23 protein-coding genes are annotated in these 25,321 nt (G+C 62.1%); 19 read left to right on the plus strand and 4 right to left on the minus strand.

All coding sequences use genetic code 11. From position 1 onward, the window contains the following. Positions 1–271: 271 nt before the first annotated feature. The 16 genes from OXT71_13680 to OXT71_13755 all read left to right on the plus strand — a co-directional run bounded on the left by OXT71_13680 (position 272) and on the right by OXT71_13755 (position 18,011). Positions 272–3,139: an ATP-binding protein gene (locus tag OXT71_13680; protein MDE2927441.1), complete on the plus strand. Its 2,868-nt coding sequence runs from the start codon at positions 272–274 to the stop codon at positions 3,137–3,139. Beyond that, a complete protein-coding gene (locus OXT71_13685; GenBank protein ID MDE2927442.1) occupies positions 3,136–4,524 on the plus strand; it encodes a sigma-54 dependent transcriptional regulator in 1,389 nt (462 codons plus the stop codon). Before OXT71_13680 ends, OXT71_13685 begins: the two co-directional genes overlap by 4 nt. Positions 4,525–4,813: 289 nt before the next feature. Continuing rightward, positions 4,814–5,494, plus strand: coding sequence for a MotA/TolQ/ExbB proton channel family protein (locus OXT71_13690; protein MDE2927443.1), 681 nt, complete (start codon positions 4,814–4,816; stop codon positions 5,492–5,494). Next, positions 5,494–5,928: a biopolymer transporter ExbD gene (locus OXT71_13695; GenBank protein MDE2927444.1), complete on the plus strand. Its 435-nt coding sequence runs from the start codon at positions 5,494–5,496 to the stop codon at positions 5,926–5,928. Before OXT71_13690 ends, OXT71_13695 begins: the two co-directional genes overlap by 1 nt. Next, positions 5,929–6,366: a biopolymer transporter ExbD gene (locus OXT71_13700; GenBank protein ID MDE2927445.1), complete on the plus strand. Its 438-nt coding sequence runs from the start codon at positions 5,929–5,931 to the stop codon at positions 6,364–6,366. Next, positions 6,353–7,369, plus strand: a complete 1,017-nt coding sequence (locus OXT71_13705) for a tetratricopeptide repeat protein (GenBank protein ID MDE2927446.1) — start codon at positions 6,353–6,355, stop codon at positions 7,367–7,369. The genes OXT71_13700 and OXT71_13705 overlap by 14 nt, the downstream gene beginning before the upstream one ends. A gap of 29 nt (positions 7,370–7,398) precedes the next feature. Continuing rightward, positions 7,399–8,679, plus strand: coding sequence for a phosphopyruvate hydratase (gene eno / locus OXT71_13710; GenBank protein ID MDE2927447.1), 1,281 nt, complete (start codon positions 7,399–7,401; stop codon positions 8,677–8,679). 60 nt (positions 8,680–8,739) lie between these two features. Then, positions 8,740–10,275, plus strand: coding sequence for a 2,3-bisphosphoglycerate-independent phosphoglycerate mutase (gpmI, locus tag OXT71_13715; GenBank protein ID MDE2927448.1), 1,536 nt, complete (start codon positions 8,740–8,742; stop codon positions 10,273–10,275). Positions 10,276–10,289: 14 nt separating this feature from the next. Beyond that, positions 10,290–11,375: a glycosyltransferase family 2 protein gene (locus OXT71_13720; protein MDE2927449.1), complete on the plus strand. Its 1,086-nt coding sequence runs from the start codon at positions 10,290–10,292 to the stop codon at positions 11,373–11,375. Between the two features lie 56 nt (positions 11,376–11,431). After that, the gene (locus OXT71_13725; protein ID MDE2927450.1) at positions 11,432–12,208 is read left to right on the plus strand and encodes a glycosyltransferase family 2 protein; all 777 of its coding nucleotides are present in this window, start codon (positions 11,432–11,434) and stop codon (positions 12,206–12,208) included. A gap of 1 nt (position 12,209) precedes the next feature. Then, the gene (locus OXT71_13730; GenBank protein ID MDE2927451.1) at positions 12,210–13,316 is read left to right on the plus strand and encodes a glycosyltransferase family 4 protein; all 1,107 of its coding nucleotides are present in this window, start codon (positions 12,210–12,212) and stop codon (positions 13,314–13,316) included. Between the two features lie 114 nt (positions 13,317–13,430). After that, positions 13,431–14,189 carry a sugar phosphate nucleotidyltransferase gene (locus OXT71_13735; GenBank protein ID MDE2927452.1) on the plus strand — a complete coding sequence of 253 codons (759 nt, stop codon included), beginning with the start codon at positions 13,431–13,433 and terminating at the stop codon, positions 14,187–14,189. A 100-nt stretch (positions 14,190–14,289) separates the two neighbouring features. Next, positions 14,290–15,315, plus strand: a complete 1,026-nt coding sequence (gene rfbB, locus OXT71_13740) for a dTDP-glucose 4,6-dehydratase (GenBank protein MDE2927453.1) — start codon at positions 14,290–14,292, stop codon at positions 15,313–15,315. A 56-nt stretch (positions 15,316–15,371) separates the two neighbouring features. After that, the gene (gene smpB, locus OXT71_13745; protein ID MDE2927454.1) at positions 15,372–15,821 is read left to right on the plus strand and encodes an SsrA-binding protein SmpB; all 450 of its coding nucleotides are present in this window, start codon (positions 15,372–15,374) and stop codon (positions 15,819–15,821) included. Then, positions 15,818–17,308: a leucyl aminopeptidase gene (locus tag OXT71_13750; protein MDE2927455.1), complete on the plus strand. Its 1,491-nt coding sequence runs from the start codon at positions 15,818–15,820 to the stop codon at positions 17,306–17,308. Before smpB ends, OXT71_13750 begins: the two co-directional genes overlap by 4 nt. A gap of 58 nt (positions 17,309–17,366) precedes the next feature. Then, complete coding sequence (locus OXT71_13755; GenBank protein MDE2927456.1) at positions 17,367–18,011, plus strand: hypothetical protein; 645 nt, start codon at positions 17,367–17,369, stop codon at positions 18,009–18,011. Between the two features lies 1 nt (position 18,012). Here OXT71_13755 and OXT71_13760 read toward each other — a convergent pair whose 3' ends face one another. Continuing rightward, complete coding sequence (locus tag OXT71_13760) at positions 18,013–18,345, minus strand: RNA chaperone Hfq (protein MDE2927457.1); 333 nt, start codon at positions 18,343–18,345, stop codon at positions 18,013–18,015. Between the two features lie 162 nt (positions 18,346–18,507). Between OXT71_13760 and OXT71_13765 the strand changes: the two genes are divergently transcribed. Further along, positions 18,508–18,930: a hypothetical protein gene (locus OXT71_13765; GenBank protein ID MDE2927458.1), complete on the plus strand. Its 423-nt coding sequence runs from the start codon at positions 18,508–18,510 to the stop codon at positions 18,928–18,930. Between the two features lie 204 nt (positions 18,931–19,134). Here the strand turns inward: OXT71_13765 and ricT are convergent, their stop codons facing one another. The 3 genes from ricT to tmk all read right to left on the minus strand — a co-directional run bounded on the left by ricT (position 19,135) and on the right by tmk (position 21,637). Then, on the minus strand, positions 19,135–19,836 hold the full coding sequence (gene ricT / locus OXT71_13770; protein ID MDE2927459.1) for a regulatory iron-sulfur-containing complex subunit RicT: 702 nt from the start codon (positions 19,834–19,836) through the stop codon (positions 19,135–19,137). Between the two features lies 1 nt (position 19,837). After that, entirely contained in the window at positions 19,838–20,821 is a 984-nt protein-coding gene (gene holB / locus OXT71_13775; GenBank protein MDE2927460.1) for a DNA polymerase III subunit delta', read from the minus strand. Between the two features lie 117 nt (positions 20,822–20,938). Continuing rightward, positions 20,939–21,637, minus strand: coding sequence for a dTMP kinase (gene tmk / locus OXT71_13780; GenBank protein MDE2927461.1), 699 nt, complete (start codon positions 21,635–21,637; stop codon positions 20,939–20,941). A gap of 101 nt (positions 21,638–21,738) precedes the next feature. Between tmk and OXT71_13785 the strand changes: the two genes are divergently transcribed. Both OXT71_13785 and OXT71_13790 read left to right on the plus strand, forming a co-directional pair. Next, complete coding sequence (locus tag OXT71_13785) at positions 21,739–22,428, plus strand: YggS family pyridoxal phosphate-dependent enzyme (GenBank protein MDE2927462.1); 690 nt, start codon at positions 21,739–21,741, stop codon at positions 22,426–22,428. Between the two features lie 185 nt (positions 22,429–22,613). Next, complete coding sequence (locus OXT71_13790; GenBank protein MDE2927463.1) at positions 22,614–25,319, plus strand: vitamin B12-dependent ribonucleotide reductase; 2,706 nt, start codon at positions 22,614–22,616, stop codon at positions 25,317–25,319. Positions 25,320–25,321: the final 2 nt, after the last annotated feature.

The following is a 25,321-nucleotide window of genomic DNA, read 5'->3' on the forward strand; positions in this document are numbered from 1 at the left end:
GCGGGACTCCCGGCAAGCTCCGATCCAAGGGCCCATGTCGGCTATCTAATTTATTGGATCTCATACGAGAGATTGGATCTGAACCCGTGTCAATGGCGCGCCGGCTTCCTCCCACGGCCGAGTATCCCTCTTCGTCCCAAGACATTTCGGGTGCGGACCGACAGGTGGCACCGATCTTGCGAGTAACAGATGGGGAGTTGGAGGGACTGTGAAAAGCGCCGCAGACGTGTGCATCGTTTCCGTTGACGGCCGTTTCTGAGGGGAGCCGTTCATGCTTCGTGGCTTCCAACTGAAGGCTATCCTGGTCGTCCTGGCCTCTGCCGTCGCCGTCTATGTCGGCGTCCTGAATCTTCTGGACCGGTCGACTTGGGGCGAGGTCTCCGACGGAATCGTCTGGACCGAAGGAAGTAGCGGGGACGTCCTCGCCCACCGGATCCACGATCCTGGGGCCGGTGGCCCGCGTGCCGGAATCGAGCCGGGAGACCGGCTGGTGGAACTGGGGGGTATCGAGATCCGGTCTCTCGACGACTACGTCGAGGTGATGGAAGTCTTGGCCGGGTCCGGTTCCATTGGCATGCCGGCGACCTATCTGGTCCAGAAAACACCGGGAGGCGACCGGCGCCAACACCAGGTTCAACTGGAGGTCGAGCCGGGACTCGGCCGGACCGACGGTCTTCTGGTGCTTGTCGCGCTGCTCCATCTGGCCATCGGATTGTTCGTTTTCCTGCGCAAGCACGAGTCGGCGGGCGCGCTCCACTTTTTTGTGCTGTGCCTGGTCTCGTTCTGCCTCTTTCTGTACCGGTACTCGGGTCGCAGCGATTCCTTCGATCTCCTGGTTTATTGGATCGGATCGGTGGCGCTGCTGGTCCTTCCTCCCTTGTTTCTCCACTTCTGCGCGACGTTTCCCGAGGCCCAACGATGGCTGGACCGCCGGGGAAGGCTGGGTGTTGCCTTCTATCTGCCGGCGTTCGTGCTTTTGGCGATCCACGTGGCCTGGTTCCTGGGATCCCTGCAGCCGTTGGGGTTGCCGCGAAGTCCGGGGGTCGCTCACTTTTTTGACAAGATTCACCTGTCCCATTTGGGAGTCTTCTTCTGTCTCGGAGCCGGTTTGCTCATCCAGTCCGGCCGGCAGGCGCGGACTCCCCTTCACCGCAGGCAGATGATGTGGGTTTCCCATGGGACCCTCATCGCCCTGGCTCCGTTTTTGATTCTGTATGCGGGACCCTATTTCATGGGTTTTCCCATACATCCCGTCATGGAGATGTCGATCCTGAGTCTGGCGCTCCTTCCCTTGTGTTTCGGTTACGCCATCATCCGCTACCGGTTGATGGACGTTGAGTTGATCTTTCGCGAAAGCGCGGCCTACGTCCTGGCCAGTTGGGTCCTCCTGGTCTTTTACGTGGGGGTGGTCCTGCTGGTCGGTGGGACGCTGTTCGGACTCTCTCCCCATTCCGATTTCTCGGTGTTCGCCGTTTCGGCCTTGGTGGCGGCTTTCCTGTTCGCACCGGTGAAGGACAAGATTCAGCAGCGGTTGGACCGCTACTACTATCCCGAGACCTACGATTACCGTCAGTCTTTTGCGGATTTCGGCAAGAGCCTGAACTCGGAGTTCAGCCTGCCGCGTTTGGCGGAGCGGGTTTGCGCCCGGATCGAGCAGACCTTCACGGTCCGTCCCGTGGCCGTCTTTCTCCGCTCCCCGGAACGGCCCGGCAGGTTCTTCCTTTACCACTCCCGCGGCGTGAACGGCGGCGTTGACCAGGAAAGTCCGATACTGCTGCCGGGTCCGGCTTGGGGCGGCGGCCACGGCCGGGCGGAGCGGTTGGCGCCGGATTTCGGCGGCAGGGACGAGGAGGCGGGACACCGGACCCGGCTGGCGGCCTTGGGAATCCGGACTCTCCAGCCCCTTGAGACCCATGGCCGCGTCATCGGCCAGTTGGGACTGGGGGATCGGGCCAACGGCGACGCCTTGAACAGCGAAGATTTGGAGTTGCTGGCGGCGCTGGCCGGTTATGCGGCGACTGCCATGGACAACGCCGTGCTCTACCGTTCGTTGGAAACCAAGGCGGGCGAACTCCAAAGACTCAAGAGCTACAACGAAAGCGTCATCCAGAGCATCACCGCGGGAGTGGTGGTGGTCGATTCGGAAGGCGCCGTCCGAGTCTGGAACTCGTTCATGGAGACGTTCTACGGCCTGGAGGCGAGCCAGGCGGTCGGCCGGAGCATCGACCATGTCTTTCCCCCGGACCTGCTCCGATCCGTGACGGAAGCGCTGGGCAGCTCTCGCTGGCGGATTCCAAAGGTGGCACGCCTGGACAAGACGCGTCTCAAGTCCTCCTCAGGCGAGGAGCGCCTCGTGAATGTCCATCTCTCGCCCTTCGTGGCCCAGGATGACGTCCTTACCGGAACTCTGCTGCTCTTCGACGACGTCACGGAGAAGCAGCAGTTGGAGGATCAACTGGTCCAGGCGGAGAAGCTCACCTCCATCGGCCTCCTGGCGGCGGGTGTGGCGCATGAGGTCAATACCCCTCTGGCCGGGATCTCGAGCTACACGCAGTTGCTGCTGGATTCGACCCCTGCTTCCGACTCCCGGCGCGACCTGTTGGAGAAGATCGAAAAACAGAGCTTTCGAGCCTCGCGGATCGTCAACAACCTGGTCAATTTCGCCCGTGTCCGGGACGGCGAATTCCGTGAAGTCAACGTCAATTCCCTGATGCTGGAGACGGTGTCCCTGCTGGAGCATCAACTCTGGAGCCAGGGGGTGGAGGTCAGTCTCCACCTCGATCCCGCTCTGCCCCGCACCCGGGGCCATGAGGGCAAGCTGCAGCAGGTTTTCGTCAATTTGCTGATGAATGCCAATGACGCCATGCCGGACGGAGGGAGCATCACGGTCCGCACCTCCCACAGGAACTCAGGGCTCGTGGTGGAGGTGGAAGACAGTGGAAAGGGCATTCCCGGCGACGTTCTGCACCGAATCTACGACCCCTTCTTCACCACCAAGGACGTCGGTAAGGGAACCGGCCTGGGGCTCTCGGTCTGTTATGGAATCGTGCAGGAGCATGAGGGCCGGATTCAGGCGAGAAGCCAGGCGGGCGAGGGAAGCACGTTCACGGTCCATCTGCCCGTGAAAAGGGTTCAATGACATCCCGGTCCACGGTTCTGATCATCGACGACGAAGAGATCATGCGGGAAGTCTTCTCGCGAGTCGTCGCCGGCGGCGGTCACCAGGTTCTCCTTGCTTCCTCGGGGGAGGAGGGCGTCGAGTTGATTCGACGCGAGCCGGTGGATCTGGTGCTTCTGGATCTCATGCTTCCCGGCATCGGCGGACTTGAGACGTTGGAGAAGATCCTGGAGCTGGATCCTGACCTGGCCGTCATCATGGTCACGGCCTATGCGTCCATTGAAAACGCGGTGCAGGCGACCCGGCTGGGAGCGTTCGACTTCGTGACCAAACCGTTTCGCAACGAAGAGTTGCTGCTGGTCATCAAGAACGGCATCCGGCAACGGCGACTCGAGTTGGAGAATCGCCAGCTCAAGTCCAGTCTTCATCGCCGTCAGGGTCACTTCCAGAACATCGTCGGCAAGAGCGAGCCGATCCGGCGGGTCACGGAACTCATTACCCAGGTGGGCCCGGGCCGCAGCACGGTTTTGATCACGGGGGAGAGCGGTACCGGGAAGGAATTGGTCGCCAAGGCCGTTCACAATCTGAGTCCCCGGCGCGACCGGGCCTTCGTCCCGGTCAACAGCGGCTCGATTCCCTCCGAGCTCTTGGAGAGTGAGCTCTTCGGGCACGTGAAGGGAGCTTTTACCGGCGCCACGGCCACCAAGAAGGGGCTGTTCGAGATCGCCCATGGGGGCACGATTTTCCTGGACGAGATCGATACCGTTCCGGTGCAGACCCAAGCCAAGCTGTTGCGGGTTCTGCAGGAAAGGGAATTCCGTCCCGTGGGCGGCGTGCGGAACACCAAGGTCGACGTGAGAATCGTGGCCGCCACCAACGTGGACTTGAAGCTGGCGGTCAGGGAAGGCCGATTCCGAGAGGACCTCTACTACCGCCTCAAGGTCATCACCCTGGACGTGGCGCCGTTGCGCGACCGGAAGGATGACATCCCTCTGCTGGCCCACCACTTCCTGACCCGCTTCAGCCGCGAGAACGGGAAGACGATGAAATCCATCGACCAGGACGCGCTCAGGGTCTTGATGAACTACGACTGGCCCGGAAACGTCAGGGAACTGGAGAACGCCATCGAACGTGCAGTGGTACTCTCCGGGACCAGCGCAAGCGTCCGATCGGATCTGCTTCCCCGGGAAATTCTGGATTCGATCTCGGGCCGGCTGGATGGAATCCCGCCGCAATCCCAGAACGGTTCCCTCAGGGAACTGGTGCTTGAATTTGAGCGCAATCTGATTCTGCTGGCGCTGGAACGGGCCAATTGGAACCAGAGGAAGGCGGCCAGCCTTCTCAAGGTCAAACCGACCACCCTGAATGCCAAACTGAAACGCCTGCAGGTCAGGATCCCCTCCTGACGTTCTGAGGAAACAGAAAACAGGACAGAGAAAAGAGCGAGTCCAGGGGGAAGTTTGCCCGCTTCGGAGCACGACATTCCTACCGCGAAAAACCAGTTGGGAGGGGCCGCTTCCGGCTCCGGGCCGGTTTGACTTGCCCGGCGAAGCGGGGCTATCATGATTTTTCCTTACGAGTGCCACGGGGTCGGATACCGGACTCTTTGGACTGAATTGATACTTCCACCGACTTTTGCAGTCTAATTTACTCAAGCAGATCGGTTTATTGTTCGGACAATAGGAGGACAGGACAGTGGTAGTAGCAATCGGGGGAACCCTGTGGAGTTATTTCCAGCAGGGCGGTCCCATGATGTACGCCCTCCTTCTCTGTTCCATAGTCGCGTTGATATTCATCTTCGAACGGATGATCACGTACTACCGGGTTCAAGGAACCACGGCGGACATCTTCTCGTCGGTCCGCCAGGCGTTGCTGGACGGGGACCTTCGCCACTCCCTGGAGGTTTGCGAGTCCTATACCCACCCCGTCGCCAGCACTCTGAAGTCGGGTCTGCTCAGGTACGGAAAGCCGCACTACGAGATCGAGAAGGCGATGGAGAGCGTGGCTCTTCACGAGGTTTCCAATCTGGAAAAGGGACTCTGGATCCTGGGAACGGTGGCCAATATTGCCCCGTTGTTCGGATTCCTGGGAACCGTCACCGGCATGATCGCGTCGTTTGAGGCGTTGGCGGAGGTGGGGCTTGGGAACCCGCAGGCGGTGGCGGGAGGCATCGCCGAGGCCCTGGTGACCACGGCCACGGGACTCATCGTCGCTCTCCCGGTCCAGGCCGCGTACAATTACTTCAGCAACCGGGTCTCGATCCTTGGTCTGGACATGGAGACGAGTTCCTCCATGCTGCTGGAGACGTTCAACGAGTTGGAGGAGAGGCAGGGTGGAAGAGGCCGGCTGACGGAAGCGGCCCCGAGTGATTCCTGATGAAGCTGAGACGGAAACAGTCCGCAGCGCTGGTGCCCAGGATTCCCACCGCATCCATGGCGGATATTGCCTTTCTGCTCATCATTTTCTTCATGCTGACGACTTCCTTTTCTCCGGAACGGACCTCGGTGAGCCTGCCCGAGTCGGAGATTCGGACCGAAGTGTCCAAGGATGCCGCCATCGTGGCGATCTCGCCCCAGGGCGAGATCAGCTTCACCGACGGGGAAACGGCGGCGTTCCCACTGGCCACGGTCGCCGAGTTGGGGGCAGTGGTGAAGGCCTTGGTGGCCGTCATGCCCAGGAAGGAGTTTCTGATCAAGGCGGACCGGAGCGTCCGGTATCAGTTGGTGGACGGTGTCCTGGAACAGTTGCGGACCAACGGCGCCCGCCGTATCGGACTTCTGACGGAGCGCGAGGTCAAGGAATCGGGCTGAATGAAACTTCGAAGCCGCCTCCAGCGCAGCCCTGAGGTCCCGACCTCCTCAATGGCCGACATCGCCTTTCTGTTGATCATCTTCTTCATGCTGACGGCCGTCTTTACGTCCAACCGGGGGCTTCAGTTCGCTTTCCCCAAGGAGGATCCGACGCGGTTGGACGTCCAGCCCGAGGAGGCCGTTCACATCAAGATCACCGGTGAAGCCCAGTACCTGGTGGACAAGACCCCCATGTCTCTGGAGGCCATGTCCAGCTACGTGCAGGGGAAAATGGGGCAAAACCCCAGCAAACCCGTGATCATTCAGACCCAGGGACACGTCCCTTACCGGGTCATGATCGATGTCTTCGACCTCTTGAGACAGCTTGAGGTCAAGAACATCTCGGTGCCTACGGAGTCGGAAGTCGAGCGTTGGAAGGCATTCGGTGTTTTCGAGTGATGCCGTTGAAGGGGTGACCATGCCGCCCGGACGCCGCCGCTGCCGAATCGGACTGCTATTGCTGGCGCTGCTGCCCGGTACTCCCCCGGTCTGGGGTCAAGGAGACTTCGGGAAGGGAATCTCCTTCTACAAGCAGGGGCAGTACGACAAGGCCATAGCGGAGTTCGAGGCGATCGTCGAGGAGCATTCCGACTATGAGAGCGGGCACCGGATTCTCGGGATCTCCTATCTGAAGACCAATCGGGCGGAAAAGGCCATCGAGTCCTTCAAGAAAGCGCTGGATCTCAAGGACGACGTCTACGCCTCGCATCAGGGACTGGGGATCGCCTACTACAACACGGGCAATTTTCAGGAAGCCGCGGCGGCGCTTGAAAGAGCGGAGGCATACGCCAAGTCGCCCGCGGACCGCTACCAACTGCACCACACCCGAGGAAGCGCCTACTACAATCTGACCATGTACGACCGGGCCATCTCCGACCTGGAGCGGGCCGTCTCCATCCGCAGGGGCCAGTTCGACGACGTCCTCCAGCTCGGATTGGCCCACTACAGAATGAAGAGCTACACACTGGCCGAAGGATTCCTGAAACAGGCCGTTGGGCTGGATCCGAATTCCGCCGAAGCCCGCAACCACCTCTCGCGCATCGTCTACTACAGGGGCGTTGCGTCCCTCGAACAGGGCAACTATTCGGAAGCGGTCGCCACCTTGGGCGACTACCTGAAGGAGCAACCGGAAGACGGGGATGCCTGGTTCAACCTGGGGATCGCTCATCTCTTCTCCGAACACCTCCTGGCGGCGCAGGAAGCCTTTGTGAAGAGCAAGGAAATCGATCCGGACCGCTGGGAGACGCACAACCGGCTCGGCTATATCTACGAAATGAATAACCAGTATTCGGAGGCTCTGGAACACTACAGGAAAGCTCACAGCCTCAGCCGGGATGGCGAGATCCAGGCGAGTGTCGAGCGGGTTCAGGAGCGGATTCGAAGACAGAGGGAACGAAGATAGCGCCCGCCCGGTTCGTGTGACCATTGCTCATGACCACCATCGCAGAGGTCCGGGCCAGAGAGGTCCTTGACTCCAGGGGAAACCCCACCGTCGAAGCCGATGTCGTGACCCGGGACGGTCACCTGGGGAGGGCTGCCGTGCCCTCCGGAGCCTCCACCGGTCTTCACGAAGCCAAAGAACTGCGGGACGCGGATCCGGGCCGGTTTCTGGGGAAGGGAGTCGGCCGGGCCGTCGAGAATATCCGGCGCGTCCTCGGGCCGGGTGTCAAAGGGCTGCCGGTCCTGGACCAGGCTCGTGTGGACCGCCGGATGATCGAATTGGACGGAACCGAGTCCAAGGAGAAGCTGGGGGCCAACGCCATCCTGGCGGTCTCCCTGGCCTGTGCCCGGGCCGCCGCCCAGAGCCGGGGCTGCTCGCTTTTCCGTTTTCTGGGCGGCGCCGGGGCCCGCCGCATGCCGGTTCCTCTCATGAACATCCTCAACGGTGGCGTGCACGGTCACCGGAACGTCGACTTCCAGGAGTTCATGGTGGTTCCGGTGTCCGCCGGCTCCTTCTCGCGCGCACTGCAGATGGGCGCCGAGGTGTTCCATCACCTGGGCCGGGTCCTGGAGCAGGACGGGCGCCCCACCACCGTCGGCGACGAGGGAGGATTCGCCCCCAACATGGAATCCAACGCCGAAGCGGTGAAACTGGTCCTGAAAGCCATCGAGTGGGCCGGCTACCGTCCCGGAGAGGACTTCTATCTGGCTCTCGACGTGGCCGCCAGCGAGCTCTACCGGGACGGCCACTACGTTCTGCGGGGCCTCAATTACATGAGTTCGGAGGAACTCGTCGACATGTACGCCAGTTGGCTGGACCTTTATCCCATCTGTTCCATCGAGGACGGCCTGGCCGAAGACGACTGGGACGGATGGGCTCGGATGTCCCGCCAGTTGGGGCACCGGGTCCAACTGGTGGGCGACGATCTGTTCGTCACCCATCCGGGCCGGTTGCAACGGGGCATCGATTCCGGCGTCGCCAACTCCATACTCATCAAGCTGAATCAGATTGGGACCCTGACCGAGACGCTCGAAACCATCGGTCTGGCTCGCGAGAATGGTTACAGTTGGATCGTCTCGCATCGTTCGGGCGAAACGGAGGACGCTTTCATAGCGGACCTGTCCGTGGCGACCAACGCCGTACAGATCAAGGCGGGATCGGCCTGCAGGTCCGACCGGGTGGCGAAATACAATCAGTTGTTGAGAATCGAGGAGGAACTGGGCGACCGAGCCCTCTACTCCAGCACTGAACTCACGCACGACGGTCCCTGACCGGGCAGGAGCTTGCCTGAGAAAAACCGCCGTTTGACCCTCTATCTGCCGCACTGAATCATGTCGACACCCCCCGTGGTCCTTCTGGCCGTCCTGGATGGTTGGGGATTGCGAGACGGCCGGGAAGGGAATGCCATTGCCCAGGCCCGGCTCCCCACCATGGAGAGGCTCTGCTCGCGCTACGCCTGGACCCGCCTGGCGGCCAGCGGCGGGCGTGTCGGCCTGCCCCCGGGCCAGATGGGCAACAGCGAAGTCGGCCACTTGAATCTGGGGGCCGGACGGGTTGTCCCGCAGGATCTGACCCGAATCGATCGAGCCATCCGGACCGGGCGGTTCGACGGCAACTCGAGCCTGCGATCCGTCATGGAAACGGCTCGCCACACGGCGCTCCACCTGGTCGGCCTGGTCTCCGACGGAGGTGTGCACAGCCACATCCGGCACCTGCTGGCGTTGCTGCGGCTGGCCGGGAACGAGCATGTCGAGAACGTGTGGATCCACGCCATCCTGGACGGGAGGGACGCGAGTCCCACCGCCGGAGTGAAATATCTGGAGCAGTTGCGGGCAGAGACCAGGAGGCTGGGAACCGGAGCCTTGGCTTCCGTCGGCGGCCGCTACTACGCCATGGATCGCGACAACCGTTGGGAACGGGTGGAGAAGGCCTACCGGTGCATGGTCGAGGGTCGCGGAGGGCGAGGCTGGCGGAATCCGATTCAGGGTGTAGAGGAGTCCTATCGAAAGGGGGTCTACGATGAGTTCGTGGTCCCGTTTCCGGTTGTGGACTCCCTCGGCCGTCCGGTGAGTCCCATCGATCCCGATCATGCGGCGATTTTCTTCAACTTCCGTGCCGACCGGGCCCGCCAACTCACGCACGCGCTGACGGAAGACGATTTCCAGGCCTTTCCCCGGAACCGGGGGCCCATGACACACCTTCTCACCATGACGCGGTATCGTCTCGACTGGTCCCTGCCGGCGGCTTTCCCTTACGTTCCGGTTCGTCAGACGCTGGCCCAGCTCCTGAGCTCCCATGGCGTTTCCAATCTGCGCCTCGCGGAGACGGAAAAGTACGCCCACGTCACCTATTTCTTCAACGGAGGAGTGGAGGAGCCTCCGGACGGCGAGACCCGGGTGCTGATCCCATCTCCGAAGGTGGCCACGTACGATCTCCAACCCTGGATGAGCGCCGCCGAGATCACCGACCGGCTGCTCGAAGAGCTGGAACACGGCGTCTTTCCCGCCATGGTGGTCAATTTTGCCAACGCCGACATGGTGGGACACACGGGAGACCTGGCGGCGACCGTCCAGGCGGTGGAAGCCGTCGACTCCTGCCTGGGCCGAATCTACCGAAAGATCCGGAAAACCGGAGGCGTCATGGCCGTCACGGCAGACCACGGGAACGCAGAGTTTATGGTGGACACGAAAACGGGTCAGCCCCACACGGCGCACACCAGTCACCCGGTGCCGTTCATTCTGGTCGATTCTCAGAACCGGACGGCATTGAGGCCGGACGGAGCTCTGGAGGATGTCGCCCCCACGCTGCTCGAATATCTGGACTTGCCGAAGCCGAAGGAAATGTCCGGCAGATCCCTGTTGAGATAGCTTGGCAGTTCCCCATGGACGTGAGCATCGTCATCCCGACATGGAACGGAATCGCCCTGTTGCGGGAGACTCTGCCCTCGGTGTGCGAGGCCGCCGGGTTCTACCGCCGCGAGAGCCATTGCCGGATCGAGATCCTGGTCGTGGATGACGGCAGTGAAGACGAGACACGGAAAGTCCTGCCGGCCGAGTTTCCCCAGGTCCGGCTCATCGAGTCCCCCTCGAATCGCGGATTCGCGCCGGCCTGCAACCTCGGATTCGAGCACGCCCGCTTTCCCCTGGTGGCGCTCTTGAACAACGACGTGAAGGTGGAGCCCGATTACCTGCTGCGCCAGATCCCGCATTTTCAGGACCCGGAGGTGATGGCGGTCACGGCCCGGGTTTTCTCCTGGGACGGAGACGAGTTCACGGCGGGAGGACGGTTCGGCCGTTTCCGGCGAGGGTTCTGGAGCGTCTATCTGAATTATGACGTCGACCCGCGCAGCGCCCGCGCCGAGCTGCAGGATCGCCGATGGCTGTCGGCTTATGCCGTCGGCGGTTTCGCTACCTACGACCGCCGGAAGCTCCAGGAGCTGGGAGGCTTCAACACCCTCCTCGCTCCCTTTCACTGGGAGGACGTCGACCTGTCCTACCGCGGATGGAAGCGTGGTTGGAAGATCCACTACGAACCGGACAGTGTCGCCTATCACCGGATCAGCGCCACCATCGGCAGCCGGTTCCAGCCTCGAAGGGTCCAGACCGTAGCGGTGCGGAACCGGCTCCTGTTCCATTGGATCAATCTCCATTCCACCGGTTACTGGATTCGCCACCTGGTGGGACTTGCAGGCCTCCTGCTGACCCGGTTCATGGTGCTCGATGGCGCCTTTTACCGTTCCTTCCTGGGCGCTCTCTCCCGGATTCCCGAAGTGAGGAGGATGCGGCGGCGGGAGCGGGACCGTGCGCGGCGATCCGATGTGGAGATCTCCCGGTTATTGAGCGCTTTCTATCGGACCGCGCCGATTCGGGTGTATCGGGGCAGCAGCGAGGTCCGGGCGGAGCATCCGGGTCTGGAAAAAGCTCCCGCCGTCGAGGCCGGTTCGTCTCGTCCCGGTTCGATTGTATGATCTGAGGATCTGAACTCCATGTCAGGGGGTCAAGTGATCGGGATGGGGCGAGTCTCTTGAAAAAGCTCTCCGGCGTCGTCATCAGCTACAACGAGGAGGAAAAAATCGACGCTGCCCTGAGCAGCCTTCAGGACGTGAGCGACGAGATCGTGGTTGTGGATTCCTTCAGCTCGGACGGGACCGAAGCCATTTGCCGCCGTTTTACGGATCGATTTCTCCAACGCGCGTGGTCCGGCTACCGCGACCAGAAGCAGTTCGCGACGCATCAAGCCTCTTTCGACTGGATCCTGAGCCTGGACGCGGACGAAGTTCTGAGTCCGGAGCTGCAGCGGGAAGTGCTCCATTGGAAGTCCGGTAAGGATGACGGAATCGACGGCTACTACCTGTCCCGCAAGACTTTCTTTCTGGGGCGATGGATCGAGCACACGACCTGGTATCCCGATTGGCAGATGAGGCTCTTTCGCCGGTCCGCGGGACGGTGGGAAGGAGGACGGGTCCATGAGTCGTTCCGGGTCAATGGGTCCACCGGCCGGCTTTCGGGAGATCTGCACCACCACACCTACGCTTCCCTGAGCGAGTATCTGCGGCAGTTGGAGCGGTTCACCAACCTGGCGGCAGCCGACTATTTCGATGCCGGCGTTCGAGCCGGACCAGCGAAGCTGTTGCTGTACCCCCCTTGGGTATTCTTTCGCAATTACGTCCTGCACCGCGGTTTTCAGGACGGCGTTCCCGGGCTGGCCGTGTCTTTCCTCTCTGCCATGTCCACATTCTTCAAGTATCTCAAGCTGTGGGAACTGGCCGCAGGAGACCCGAAGCGGGCGGGTGACGGATAGCGTGAAGCGTCCTTTGCGGATCCTATATGTGGATACCGAGAGTTTCTGGCGGGGAGGCCAGGAGCAGCTCTTCAGCCTGATGGTGGGAATCCGGAAACGGGGCCACGTTGTGGAGCTGGCGGCGCCGGCCGGGAGCCCGCTGGCGAACCGGGCCCGGGATGCGGGCATCCCCACCCACAGCTTTACCCAGCGGAGTGAGCTGAGCCTTGCCGCGGCTTGGAAGCTGACACGGATCATGGGATCCGGGACGGTGGACCTGCTCCACTACAATACGCCCCGTCCGGTGCTGGCCGGCAAACTGGCGGCTCTGATCTCCAGAGTCTCCGTTCTGGTCGCTTCCCGCCGGGTCAATTTTCCGTTGCGCTCCGGGTTCAGCCGCATCAAGTACAACCGGCTCCTCGACCGGGTCGTCACCGTCTCCGGGAGCATTCAGCGGACGCTGGTTCAAAACGGCGTCCGGCCCGAGCGGGTCTCGGTCGTTTACGAGGGGGTGGACCTGCGGTCCGTGGACAGGCTCCCACACACGTCGGTGTTGCCGCCGCGAACGGGTCTCGTCGTCGGGGTCGTCGCCCACCTGAGTCCCGAGAAGGGGCACGTGACGGTGCTGAAGGCCGCGGCTCGGTTGCGGGAGAGGTTTCCCGGCGTCACGTATGTCTTTGTCGGCGGCGGGGAGCGCAGGCAGATGCTGGAGGAGCGGGCTCGCGCCCTGAACGTCGCGGACCGGGTCCTGTTCACCGGCTTTCGGAAAGACAGCGACGCGATGATGCGGGAATTCGACGTCTTCTGTCTGGCATCACTGTCCGAAGGGCTCAGCTCCGCGATTCTCGCCGCAATGGCCCGTCCGCTGCCCGTCGTGGCCACTCGCGTCGGCGGGATTCCCGAGCTGGTGGTGGATGGAAGCACGGGTCTGCTGGTCCCCCCGGGCCGGCCGGACAAGTTGGCCGAGGCGCTGGCCAAGGTGCTGTCGTCCGCCTCGTTGAGACGGCGAATGAGGGAAGCCGGGCGTCAGCGGGTGGCCGGGTATTTCACCCTGGAACGGAAGCTGGATGAGACCGAGCGGCTCTATCTGGAACTGGCGAAGTCGCGGCGGCCGGGACGCTTGAGTTGACAGGCCGCGGAAAAGTTCCCGCGCGGCAGGGCAGTCCGCCGCGGCGCGGGTGCGGCCGTATGCCGTGACGGCATTTGGCGCGGGCTGGTAAGATGAGCCGGGATTTGGAAGGCCATGAAAGGAGTCATTCTCGCAGGTGGACTCGGCACCAGGTTGTGGCCCCTGACCAAGGTGACCAACAAGCACCTGTTGCCGGTCTACGACAAGCCCATGATCTACTACCCGCTGGAAATGCTGGTCGAAGCCGGCATCGACGAGATCATGCTGGTGACGGGAGGCAACAATGCGGGTGACTTTCTCCGCCTGCTGGGCAGCGGCCAGGAGTTCGGTCTCAGACAGATCCACTTCGGCTACCAGGAGGGAGAAGGGGGGATCGCGGATGCGCTCTCTCTGGCCCGGCATTTCGCCGGGAACGACCTGATCTGCGTCGTGCTGGGCGACAACATTCTGGAAAAATCCATCGCGCCCTTCGTGCGAAGCTTTCTCCGGCAGGGCCGGGGCGCCAAGATCCTCTTGAAGAAAGTGCCCGATCCCCAACGTTTCGGAGTGCCGGAGTTGAACGGCGACCGGGTCGTACGCATCACCGAGAAGCCGTCCAGGCCCGCCTCTCCGTATGCGGTGACGGGAGTGTACATGTACGACTGCCGGGTCTTCGACATCATTGACACCCTCTCGCCTTCCGACCGGGGAGAGCTGGAGATTACGGACGTCAACAACCGGTACATCGAGTCGAACGAGCTGACCTGCAATGTCATCGACGGCTGGTGGACGGACGCGGGAACCATCGAGTCCCTGATGCGCGCCGCGAACCTGGTGGCGGAGGATGCAGGAGCACCTGCGCCCCTTGAAGTCGAGCTGCTCGCCAATCCTTGACATCCCGTGCGGCACTCCCGTATGAACCCCCGGGAAACGTGGGCCGGCGCCGGGACCGGAAACACGATCGGGATTCGGTTTTCTTGAGTGGTGGCTTCAGATGAAATTGTTGGTCACCGGTGGAGCAGGCTTCATCGGCTCGAATTTCATCCGCCACATTCTGAGCCGCCGCGGCTTTCAAGTCGTCAATTTGGATCTCCTCACCTACGCCGGGAATCTCCAGAACCTGGCCGGTCTGGGGGCCGGCGACGACTACCGCTTCATCCGGGGCGACATTGCCTCCAGGCGGCAGGTGGCCGGCGCTCTGGATCCCGGAATCGACGCCATTGTCCATTTCGCCGCCGAGAGCCACGTGGACCGGAGCATTCTGGATGCTTCCGCGTTTGTCTGCACCAACGTTCTGGGTACCCAGAACCTGTTGGAGGCGGCGCGCCGCAACGGGGTCTCCCGTTTCATCCACGTGTCCACCGATGAGGTTTACGGTTCGCTGTCCGGCAGCGGACAGTTCACCGAGGATTCTCCGCTGGCTCCCAACAGTCCCTATGCCGCCAGCAAAGCGGCCGCCGACCTGCTGGCCAGGGCCTACCACCGCACTTACGGCCTGGGCGTGGTTACGACCCGTTGCGGGAACAATTACGGTCCCTATCAATTTCCGGAGAAGCTGATTCCGCTGATGGTCTCCAACGCGCTGGACGATGAACCGCTCCCCTTGTACGGAGACGGTCTGTATACCCGGGACTGGATCCATGTCCTGGACCATTGCCGCGCCCTGGAGGCGATACTGCTCGCGGGCCGGGAGGGGGCGGTCTACAACATCGGAGCCCACGGGGAACGGACCAACCTGGAAGTGGCGCGCCGAATCCTTGGTATCCTGGGAAAGTCTGAAGACCTGATTTCCTTCGTGGCCGACCGGCCGGCGCACGACCGGAGATACGCCGTGGACAGCAGTCGTCTGCGGCTGGAGTTGGGATGGTCTCCGCGGATTTCCTTCGAGGAAGGGTTGGACGAGACGGTGCGGTGGTACCGCGATCATCCCCAATGGGTGGACGGGGTTCGAAGCGGCGATTACCGGCGCTACTACCGCCTGGTCTACGGGAACCGGGACCGGACCCTGTCCAGCCTTTAGGGGTCTGCCCTTGAAGACGTGCTGCGGACTGCCGGGTTCGCACTGTTGGAGGAGTCGTGAACCGCGGTTCGGTGACCAGAAACAAGAAAGCCTTCCACAACTATGAGATCCGGGAGAGGTACCAGGCCGGAATGGTGCTGCTGGGGACCGAGATCAAGGCGATCCGCGACCATCAGGTCAGCCTTGCCGACAGTTATGCCAGGATCAGGGATGGCGAGGTCTGGTTGGAGAATTGCCACATCGGACCCTACCGTCACGGCAATTTGGCCAATCACGAACCCTTGAGGCCCCGGAAGCTGTTGCTGCACCGAAGAGAGATCAACCGGTTGACGGGCGCCGTCGCCCACAAGGGTTTCACCCTGGTCCCGCTGGCGCTCTATTTTGAAAAGGGAAGGGCCAAGCTCGAGCTGGGGGTCGCTCGAGGAAAACGTCTCTACGACAAACGGGAGGCGGCCCGGCGCCGCGCCGTCGACCGGGACATGGCACAGGAGTTGAAACGTCGATGAGCATGGAACTTGGAGTGGTCGATTCGAGTTGGTATCGCCTGGAGTGCGATGCCGTGGTGCTGATACTCCATCGCGAGGAGGAGTCCGGCCGGCTGAACCAGTCGGCGGATGAACGCATGGATGGTCTGCTGGCGCAGTTGACCGCCAGTGGAGAGTGGACGGGGGCCGATGGTGACATCCTGGTGATTCACCGGCCCGCGGACATCTCGGCGAGCCGCCTGGTTCTTCTGGGAGCGGGACGCCGCGGCGATTGCGACGGCGCCCGGCTCCGCGACCGCATGGTTCAAGTGGTGCGCAAATTTCGGGGCTCCGACGTCGAATCCATCGCCGTCGCAGGCTGGGATGCATCGGAGTCCGCCCTCTCGATCCAGGCGTGTGCCGAGGGACTGGTCATCGGGAGCTACGGACCGGACGAATACAAGACCCGGGACCGAAGCCGGACCAAGATCGGCCAGGCGCTTTTCTGCTCCGGTGATCCAGCGCGCAAGACTGAGTTGCTGGACGCCTTGAACCGCGGGCAGGTGCTTGGCGAGGCCACGAATCTGGCCCGTTCCCTGGTCAACCAGCCCGGGAATCGGATCAATCCGGCGCGGCTGGCGGAGGAAGCGCGCTCGATCGCCGAGAAGTCGGGTCTGCAGATCGAGATCCTGGACGAGCCGGCCATGGAGGAGGAGGGCATGGGGGCGCTCCTGGCCGTGGCCAGGGGGAGTGACGAGCCGGCCAGAATGATCGTCCTCAAGCATTTCGGCGCCGAGGACGCCGCCGCGCCGCCGGTGGTCCTGATCGGCAAGGGGGTGACCTTCGACAGCGGGGGGCTCTCCCTGAAGACCTCCCAGGGAATGGAGGAGATGAAGGCGGACAAGGCGGGAGCCTGCGCCGTGCTCGCCGCCATGAAGGCCGTCTCCCGGTTGCGGTTGCGCAAGAACGTGGTGGGCATCCTGCCGGCCGTCGAGAATATGCCCGGCGGACGGGCACAGCGCCCCGGCGACGTGGTCCGTTCCATGTCGGGAAAGACCATCGAGGTTCTCAACACGGATGCGGAGGGCCGGCTGATTCTGGCCGATGCCATGCACTATGCCCGACGTTTGAATCCGGCCTGCATGGTGGACATCGCCACGCTCACCGGCGCCTGCGTCATCGCCCTGGGACATGTCCGGGCCGGCCTGTTTTCCAATGATGACCGGCTGGCGGAGTGCTTTTTCCAGGCCTCGGACAAGGCCGGGGAGAAGTTCTGGCGGCTGCCCCTCGACGACGAGTACCGCGCGCTCCTGGACAGTCATATTGCCGACATCAAAAACGTGGGCAAGCGGGCGGCCGGCGCCGTCACGGCGGCCAAGTTCCTCCAGGAGTTCGTAGGCGATACGCCCTGGTGCCACATCGACATAGCCGGTGTCGACATGTTTCAGGAGGGTGGCGCCAACAAGGGTCCCACCGGCTTCGGAGTGCGGACCATGGTTGAGCTGGCGTCACTCCACCCGGATTCATGAAACCTCAGATGCTGGCCGTTCGCCATCTCGCGGGATTGGCCCGAGTCCGGGGAAGTCGGTGAGGACGGCTCTCCGGTTTGCCGCTCTGGCGCGAAAGAAAGAGCTCTTCGAGGCCGGGAGTTCGGATTTCCACGAACTGCTCCGGCAGCGGATTCTACCCGGATTGGTGGAGTTCGAGGCCTTCCGGGGTGGATTGGCGGAGCCGGTCGTCAGCGGTGGATTCCGGTTTTTGTTGCAGGTGGCTCGCGGCGGGAGAGGTCCCGATCTCGAAGGTCTGATTGCCTTGCGCGACGCCGTCATCCCCGGGACGAAGGCAGGACTGCGCCTGGTCCCCGCCAAGCCTTTGTTTCCCGCTCACGCACCGCTCGAACCGGGGGCGGTGGGGCCGGCCCTGGACCGGTTCTTCGAGTGGACCTCCAGTCCGGGCTTCGCCGAGATGCACGTCGTGCAGCAGGTCACGGTGACCCAGGTCCGTCTCCACGAAATCTATCCGTTCGGGGAAGGGACGGAGGTCTCAGTCTCACTGCTCGCCCACTGGTTTCTGCTGGCACAGGGCTATCTCCTGCCCGCCTACAGGTTTGCGGACGCCGGCGAGTTCGCCCGGGCGCTCGAGGCCGGTTTGGAATTCAGGACGGAAGATCTGGTGAATCTGAATCTTCAGGCCCTGGGACGGGCCTACAATCTGGGACTTGAGAACTCCTGACTCAGACGCGGCGTCTGGGACCCAGCTCCGGCTTGTCTTCATACTGCTTGAAGATGTACTTGATCACGTTCTTGGGGATCAGGAGATTCGGCTCGGTTTCGCGGTTCACCTTGATGCAGTTTCGGTCGTACCATTCGATGACTCCCCGGATCTCCTCTCCGTCGATGAGTCGCACCACCATGGGGGTTTTCCCCGTCATCTGCTTCAGGTAGTAATACTGCTCCGCGTTGGTCTGTTCGGGCGGAACCCGCCGCTTCGGGCCGTCGGAGTACTTGTTGGAACTCTGCTCTCGCAGTCCCGAAAGCGAGGGTCGTATCAGTTTCCGGTTAACCATGGTGACCTCATCCTGGACTGAGTCTTGCTCTCGTATTGTGGTTGAAATGAAAAGGACCAATAAGAGAGAGGAGAATCTCTAAAAGCGCTGTCTCAAAAAGCCTAGCACAAATGCCTGTTTTTGACAAGAAGGGACACCGCAAATAGACTAGTTTGCGGCAGTATGAGGGCCCTCACCTACCCCCTTTTTCTACTTGCATTGACGCTACCCCTGCAGGACCGGAGATTGGGGCGCAAGCCGGTCCTGATTCGAGCGGATGATGCCTCCTCGCAGGAGCAGGAGGAGGTTCCTCCCGAGCCCGATCCGGACAAGGCCCGCAAGGCCGTGGAGATCGGAAACTTCTACTACAAGCGGGAGAACTACAAGGCGGCGGAAGTCCGCTACCGCGAGGCGATTCTCTACGGTCCCGAATGGCCCAGGGGTTACGAGAAACTGGTCCGGACCCTGGAGACCATGGCCCGATACGACCAGGCGATCCAGGCTTGCCGGGATTTTCTCAAGGCCGCGCCGGATTCCAAGAAGGCTCCCGAATTCGAGCGCCGGGCGAAGCGTCTGGAACAGAAGCTGGGTAGCGGGGCCGACTGAAGAAAGGAAGCCAGCGCGGTTTCCCAACCGCCGGACTCCCGAGCAGCCGGAGAACAGGAGCGATGCCGGGCGATTAGGAAATCGCCCTTCCGAACACCGGAGCGGCGGTTTCCTAACCGCCGATTCGCGAGCAGCAGAGCGACGGCGCAAGAACGGACGATTGTAGTTCGCCCCTCCTTATTTCAAAGAAGACCGTTCCCCGGATCATTTCTTCCGCGGCCGTTTGCCCCGCCGTCGCCGTCGCCGTCGTTGATTGCAACTTCGGCGGGAGGTATCGACCTCGTAGTTCAGACAGCACTTGAGCCGGCCGCACATGCCGGAGAGCCGATTCATGCTCATTCTCAAGTCCTGACGTTTGACGGTTCGCACGCTCACCGACTTCAGTTCCTTCAGGAACAGGGCCGAGCAATTCTGTCCCAGGCCACAGCAACCGAGTCCGCCGACGAGCTTGGCCTCATCCCGAGCCCCCACTTGCCGCATTTCGATTCTGGTCCTCAGGCGGCGCGCCAACTGTTTGACCAGACGTCGAAAGTCGACTCGGCGATTCGCGGTGAAGTAGATGATGACGCGGCTTCCGTCGAAGACGTACTCGACTTCGGACAGCTTCATGGGTAGCTTGTGGGCCTTGATCTGCTTGCGGCAAAGTCGGTACGCCGTATTCTCCCAGTCCTTCTTTTTCTCGTACAGGTAGAGATCCCGTTCCGTGGCCCGCCGCAGAGCCTTGCCCAGAGTCGTTTCCTTGGTCCCGTTGCTGTCGAGTTGGCGACTGTCCAGGACCATCCCCATCTCCACGCCCCGCTCGGTGGAGACCACACAGCGGTTTCCAATCCGAAAGCTCATGTTCGTCGCCAGGAACCTGCCGATCGTCTTCCGGAGTCCGAATCTCAACGTGAGCAATTCGTACATGTCATGCCCTTCCGGCCAATTTCAACCAGAGGGTCTCGAAGCAGAAGAGGGGCTGCACGTTCCTGTCCAGATCCTCGCGCGCCTCCCGGAGATGGTAAAGGAGATCCCGAATCCAGTCCAGATCGACGCTTTCCGCCAGTTCCAGCAACCGGTCCCGGCGATCCAGGTTCACCATTCTGGACTCGGTCCCGGTTCGAAGGAAATACAGGTCTTCAGCCAGGTGCCTCAATATTTCCAGATACTCCCGCACTCGCTCTCTGCTCTTGAGGTCGCGCCGCATGGGCTCTTCCTCGCAGGCCTCGAAGAGTCGGGAGAAGGAGGCGTTGGACAGCCATTGCTGGAGCACGGCCAAAACCCGGTCCCGGTCCTGCAGGGCTTGCTCCAGGTCCAACTGCAGCGCTTGTCCGATGCTGCCGCCGGCGAATGCCGCCCGCAGCTTGGCCTCTTCGGCTCCGTACCGGATCTCCAGATAACTTCTGAGCTGGTTGCGTGTCAGAGGCCGGAAAACGAAGATTTGGCATCGGGATCGAATGGTCGGGAGAAGCTGGTTGGGAAAGGCCGTCGTCAGGATGATCCGGCTGGTCTCGGCCGGTTCTTCAAGCGTCTTGAGGATGGAGTTGGCGGCTTCCCGTGTCATCTTTTCCGCCTGGTCCAGGACGAAGACGCGAAAGGCTCCTTGAAAGGGCCGGAAACGGGCTTCCCGGGTCAACTGGCGGACGGTCTCGATTCCGATGGAAGCCCCGGTGGCCTGGATGAGGCGGATATCCGGATGGTTGCCTCCCGCCACCTTCGCGCACGATTCGCAGTTTCCGCAGAAGTCTTCAGCGGACCGGTTTCTACAGTCGGTCCGGGCGGCGAGGCCCAGCGCCAGGGTCTTCTTGCCGACTCCTTCGGGTCCGGCAAAGAGAGCGGACTGGGGCAGGGAAGCTCTCTTCACGCGGCTGACGAGCTCGTGGTTCCCGATGAAATCCTTCAGACGGACCAAGCCATATCCCGGCGACACGCCGGAACCGGAACCAGCGGACGGTCTGCGCTTGGCGGCGCGACGCTTGGCGGCCATCTCTTCGCCATGCCGGCGGCCCCTCCTGGCGAGCAGTGCGGGCTAGCCGATCAGTGCTTTCCCCTCCAGTTCGGACAGCAGTTTCTTCAGAGTCTCTTGCGGGTCTCCGGAAGCGTCAACCAGCGTGATCCGGTCCGGATCCCGCTCTGCCAAGAGTCGATATCCCTCCCGGACCCGCCGGTGGAACCGCATGGTCTCCGCTTCGAAGCGGCCCCAGGCCTGGTTGCCCTCGACGGCATTCCTCCTGCGGGCGCGAGCCAACCCGGATTCCACTTCCAGATCCAGGATCAGGGTCAGATCGGGCATGCGGATCCGGAGAGGATGTGCGAGTTCATCGACCAGCGAGAATCCGATGCCGCGGGCGTAACCCTGGTAGGCCAGCGTCGCGGCGTGGTAGCGATCGCAAAGGACCGTTCGCCCCTGCCGGAGCGCCGGTTCGATCACCTCCGCCAGATGCTGAAAACGGTCCGCCAGGTACAAGAGCAGTTCGGCCTCGGCCTCCCGGCCGGGTCCCTTGGATTCCAGGAGGATGCGGCGCAGGCGCGAACCGAAGGGAGTGCCGCCCGGCTCCCGGGTCACGACGGTGGGAATATCGCGTCTCCTGAACTCTTCCGACAGCAGCGACAACTGCAGCGTTTTTCCCGAACCCTCGATGCCTTCGAGTGCTATGAATCGGCCCACGGATCCCCCGCCGATGCCGAGTTGCAGGCCTTCCGGCTGGTCCTGAAACAAGGGTTGCACATAGTACCATACGGCCCGGCGGGTGCAGGTTGCCGGATCTGCCGCTCACTCGTTGATTTCGAAGAGCGTTCACTGTTTGCCCTCGGATATACTGGCTGCCGATGCAGGATTTGAGATCCCGACTGGACAGTCTGCTGGCCGAAATCGACCGGACGGCGCGGTCCTGCGGCCGGGACGGGCGCGACATTCAGCTTCTGGCCGTGACCAAGGTGTTTCCCGCCGCGGTCGTTTCACACGCCGTCGCGGCCGGGCAGACACGGTTCGGCGAGAATCGCGTTCAGGAGGCCGCGGCCAAGATTCCCGCCGTCGACGATTCCGCACTGGAGTGGCATCTGATCGGCCATCTCCAATCCAACAAGGTGCGCCGTGCGGTCCAGCTCTTCGACGTGATCCAGACCCTGGACAGTGAGAAGCTCATCTCCAGGGTGGCCCGATGCGCCCGGGAGATGGGAAAGGCTCTCGCCGTCTACATCCAGGTCAATCTGGGCCGGGAGACACAGAAATACGGCGTCGACCCCGCCACCGTGGGACAGCTCGTAAGGCTGGTGGACCGGTCGCCGCCCCTGGTTCTCCAGGGCTTGATGGCCATTCCACCCTATGCCGCGGACCCGGAAGCGTCGAGACCCTATTTTCGGCAGTTGGCCCGATTGGCCCGGGAAATCAGCCGATCCCGGCCGGAGCCCGTCACCGGCCTTTCCATGGGAATGAGCCACGACTATCGCGTGGCCATCGAGGAAGGGGCCACCTTGCTCAGGGTCGGGTCGAAGCTGTTCGGAAAACGTCCCTCTTGAGGGGCCGTTTTCGGTTCCAGTCTGGAGGTTCCGGGTTCCGGAGGAACTGATCGGAGGAACCGGAGGTGCGGCTTCAACCCCAAGTGCCGCCGCCGGCGGTTCGCAGCTCATCCTGTCAGGGGCCCCTGCTACAATCCGCCGCACTTTTTGTGAAAATTAAATAATTCACTTGTTGGGAGGGGAGCATGGGGAAGCTGGCGGAAGCGGTATCGGGGTCTCGGATCGGGCTTGAGCATCATTTCTCCAGACCCGACATCCATCCCTTCGATGACGTGGAATGGGAGACGCGTTCCGCTGAAATCAAGGATTGGAAGACGGGCAAGGTCAGTTTCCGCCAGGACGATCTGGAGTTTCCCAAGTTCTGGTCCCAACGGGCCACCGACATCGTTTCCAGCAAATACTTCCGCGGCCATCTGGGCACCCCCGGGCGGGAGCGGAGCGTCAAGCAGCTCATCGGGCGCATCGTCGACACCATCACGGGTTGGGGTTCCAAGATGGATTACTTCGACTCGGACGCCGACGCCAAGACCTTCAACCACGAGTTGAGCTACCTGCTGCTGCACCAGGTCGCGGCGTTCAATTCGCCGGTTCAGTTCAACGTCGGGATCAAAGAGAAGCCCCAGTGCTCCGCCTGCTTCATCAACACCGTGGACGATTCCATGGAGCACATCATGAAGCTGGCCCGGACCGAAGCCACCATCTTCAAGGGTGGGTCCGGCTCGGGCGTGAACCTGTCCAAGATCCGCGCCTCCACGGAACCCCTCGCCGCCGGCGGCTTCGCTTCCGGTCCCGTCTCCTTCATGCGGGGATACGACAGCTTCGCCGGAGCGATCAAAAGCGGCGGCGCAACGCGCCGGGCCGCCAAGATGGTCATCCTGGACGCCGAACATCCCGACATCGAGGAATACATCTGGTGCAAGGCCAAGGAGGAGAAGAAGGCTCAGCAGCTCATCGAATTGGGATACGACGACTCCATCGATGGAGAGGCCTACCGGTCCGTCCAGTTCCAGAACGCCAACAACAGCGTCGGAGTGACCGATGAATTCATGAAGGCCGTGATTTCCGACGGCGAGTGGCGAACCCGGCGGGTCATCGACGGCAAGGTCGACCGCGTCTACAAGGCTGCCGATATGATGCAGTGGATTGCCGAAGCGACTTGGCAGTGCGGCGATCCCGGCCTGCAATTCAAGACCACTCTCAATGAGTGGCACACCAGTCCCAACGCGGGCCCCATCAACGCTTGCAATCCCTGCTCCGAGTACGTCTTCCTCGACAACTCGGCATGCAATCTGGCCTCCCTGAACTTGATGAAGTTCCTGAAGCCGGACGGACAGTTCGACACCAAGTCCTTCCGCCATGCCGTATCCGTCTTGATCCTGGCTCAGGAGATCATCGTCGACAACTCCAGCTATCCCACCGAAGAGATCGAAGAGATCAGTCACGATTTCAGGACGTTGGGATTGGGATACGCGAATCTGGGAGCGTATTTGATGGCGCAGGGGCTGTCCTACGACAGCGACCAGGCGCGGAACACGGCCGCCGCCATCACCGCGCTGATGACGGGACAGGCCTACTTGACCAGCGCCCGGATCGCGGAGCGCATGGGGACTTTCGCCGGGTTCGAGAGCAACCGCATTCCCATGATGGGTGTCATCCACAAGCACCGGAGCGCCCTCACCCAGATCGATTCGGCCCTGGTGCCCATGAACCTTCTCCACGCCGGCATGGAGGTTTGGGACAAAGCCATCGAGAAGGGGACTCAATCGGGCTTCCGGAATGCCCAGGTGACCCTGCTGGCCCCGACGGGGACCATCGCCTTCATGATGGACTGCGACACCACCGGCATCGAGCCGGACTTCTCACTGGTGAAGATCAAGAAGCTGGTCGGTGGAGGCACCCTCAAAATCGTCAACCACACCATTCCCCGGGCTCTCCGGACTCTGGGGTACGACGAGGGTGAGCAGAAGGCGATTCTGGACTACATCAACCGGAAGGATACGGTAGAGGGTGCGCCCAACCTGGTGAGGGACCATCTCCCCGTGTTCGATTGCGCGGACACTCCGGCGAATGGGGTCCGCTCCATTCATCCCATGGGGCACATCAAGATGTGCGGCGCCGTGCAGCCCTTTCTCTCCGGAGCGATTTCCAAGACGGTCAACCTGCCCAATTCGGCCACGGTCGAGGAGATCAAGGACGCCTATATCCAGGGCTGGAAACACGGGATGAAGTCCGTCTCCATCTATCGGGACGGATGCAAGCTGGTCCAGCCGCTGTCGACCAAGGACAGCAGCCGCCAGGCTCTCGCGGCTCAGCACCGGAACATGCCCAAGGATCATCCGGCGCTGCAGCATGAATTCCGAATTCGTGGTTTCAAGGGTTTCCTGACCATGGGGATGTATCCGGAAGACGAAGAGTTGGGCGAGATCTTCGTCAATTTTTCGAAGCAGGGATCGACGCTGCAAGGCATGGCCATGGCGTGGGCCATCGCCATTTCCATGGGGGTTCAACGCGGAGTGCCCATCGAAGACTATATCCGCATGTTCTCTCACATGAGCTTCGAGCCGGCAGGGTTTACCGACAATCCCCAGATTCCCTTCGCCACGTCCATTCCCGATTACGTGGTCCGGTACTTGGCGAGCCGGTTCCTCGACACCGAGATTCAGGAGGAGCTCGGGATCCATCAGGTCCGGCCCAACGGCAGTGTCCAGGATGGCGTCCAGGTGAGTTTCTCCGAGTACTCGCGGTCTGCCGAACCGGCCAGCCCGTCGGGAAAGCTGGTGGAGGATGTTCGGGCAGACTCGCCCGCCTGCCTCCAGTGCGGGAACCTGATGCAGCGGAACGGAAACTGCTACGTGTGCACCGTCTGCGGCACCACGTCGGGATGTAGTTGAAG

Source organism: Acidobacteriota bacterium, assembly GCA_028874215.1.
GTDB lineage: Bacteria > Acidobacteriota > UBA6911 > RPQK01 > JAJDTT01 > JAJDTT01.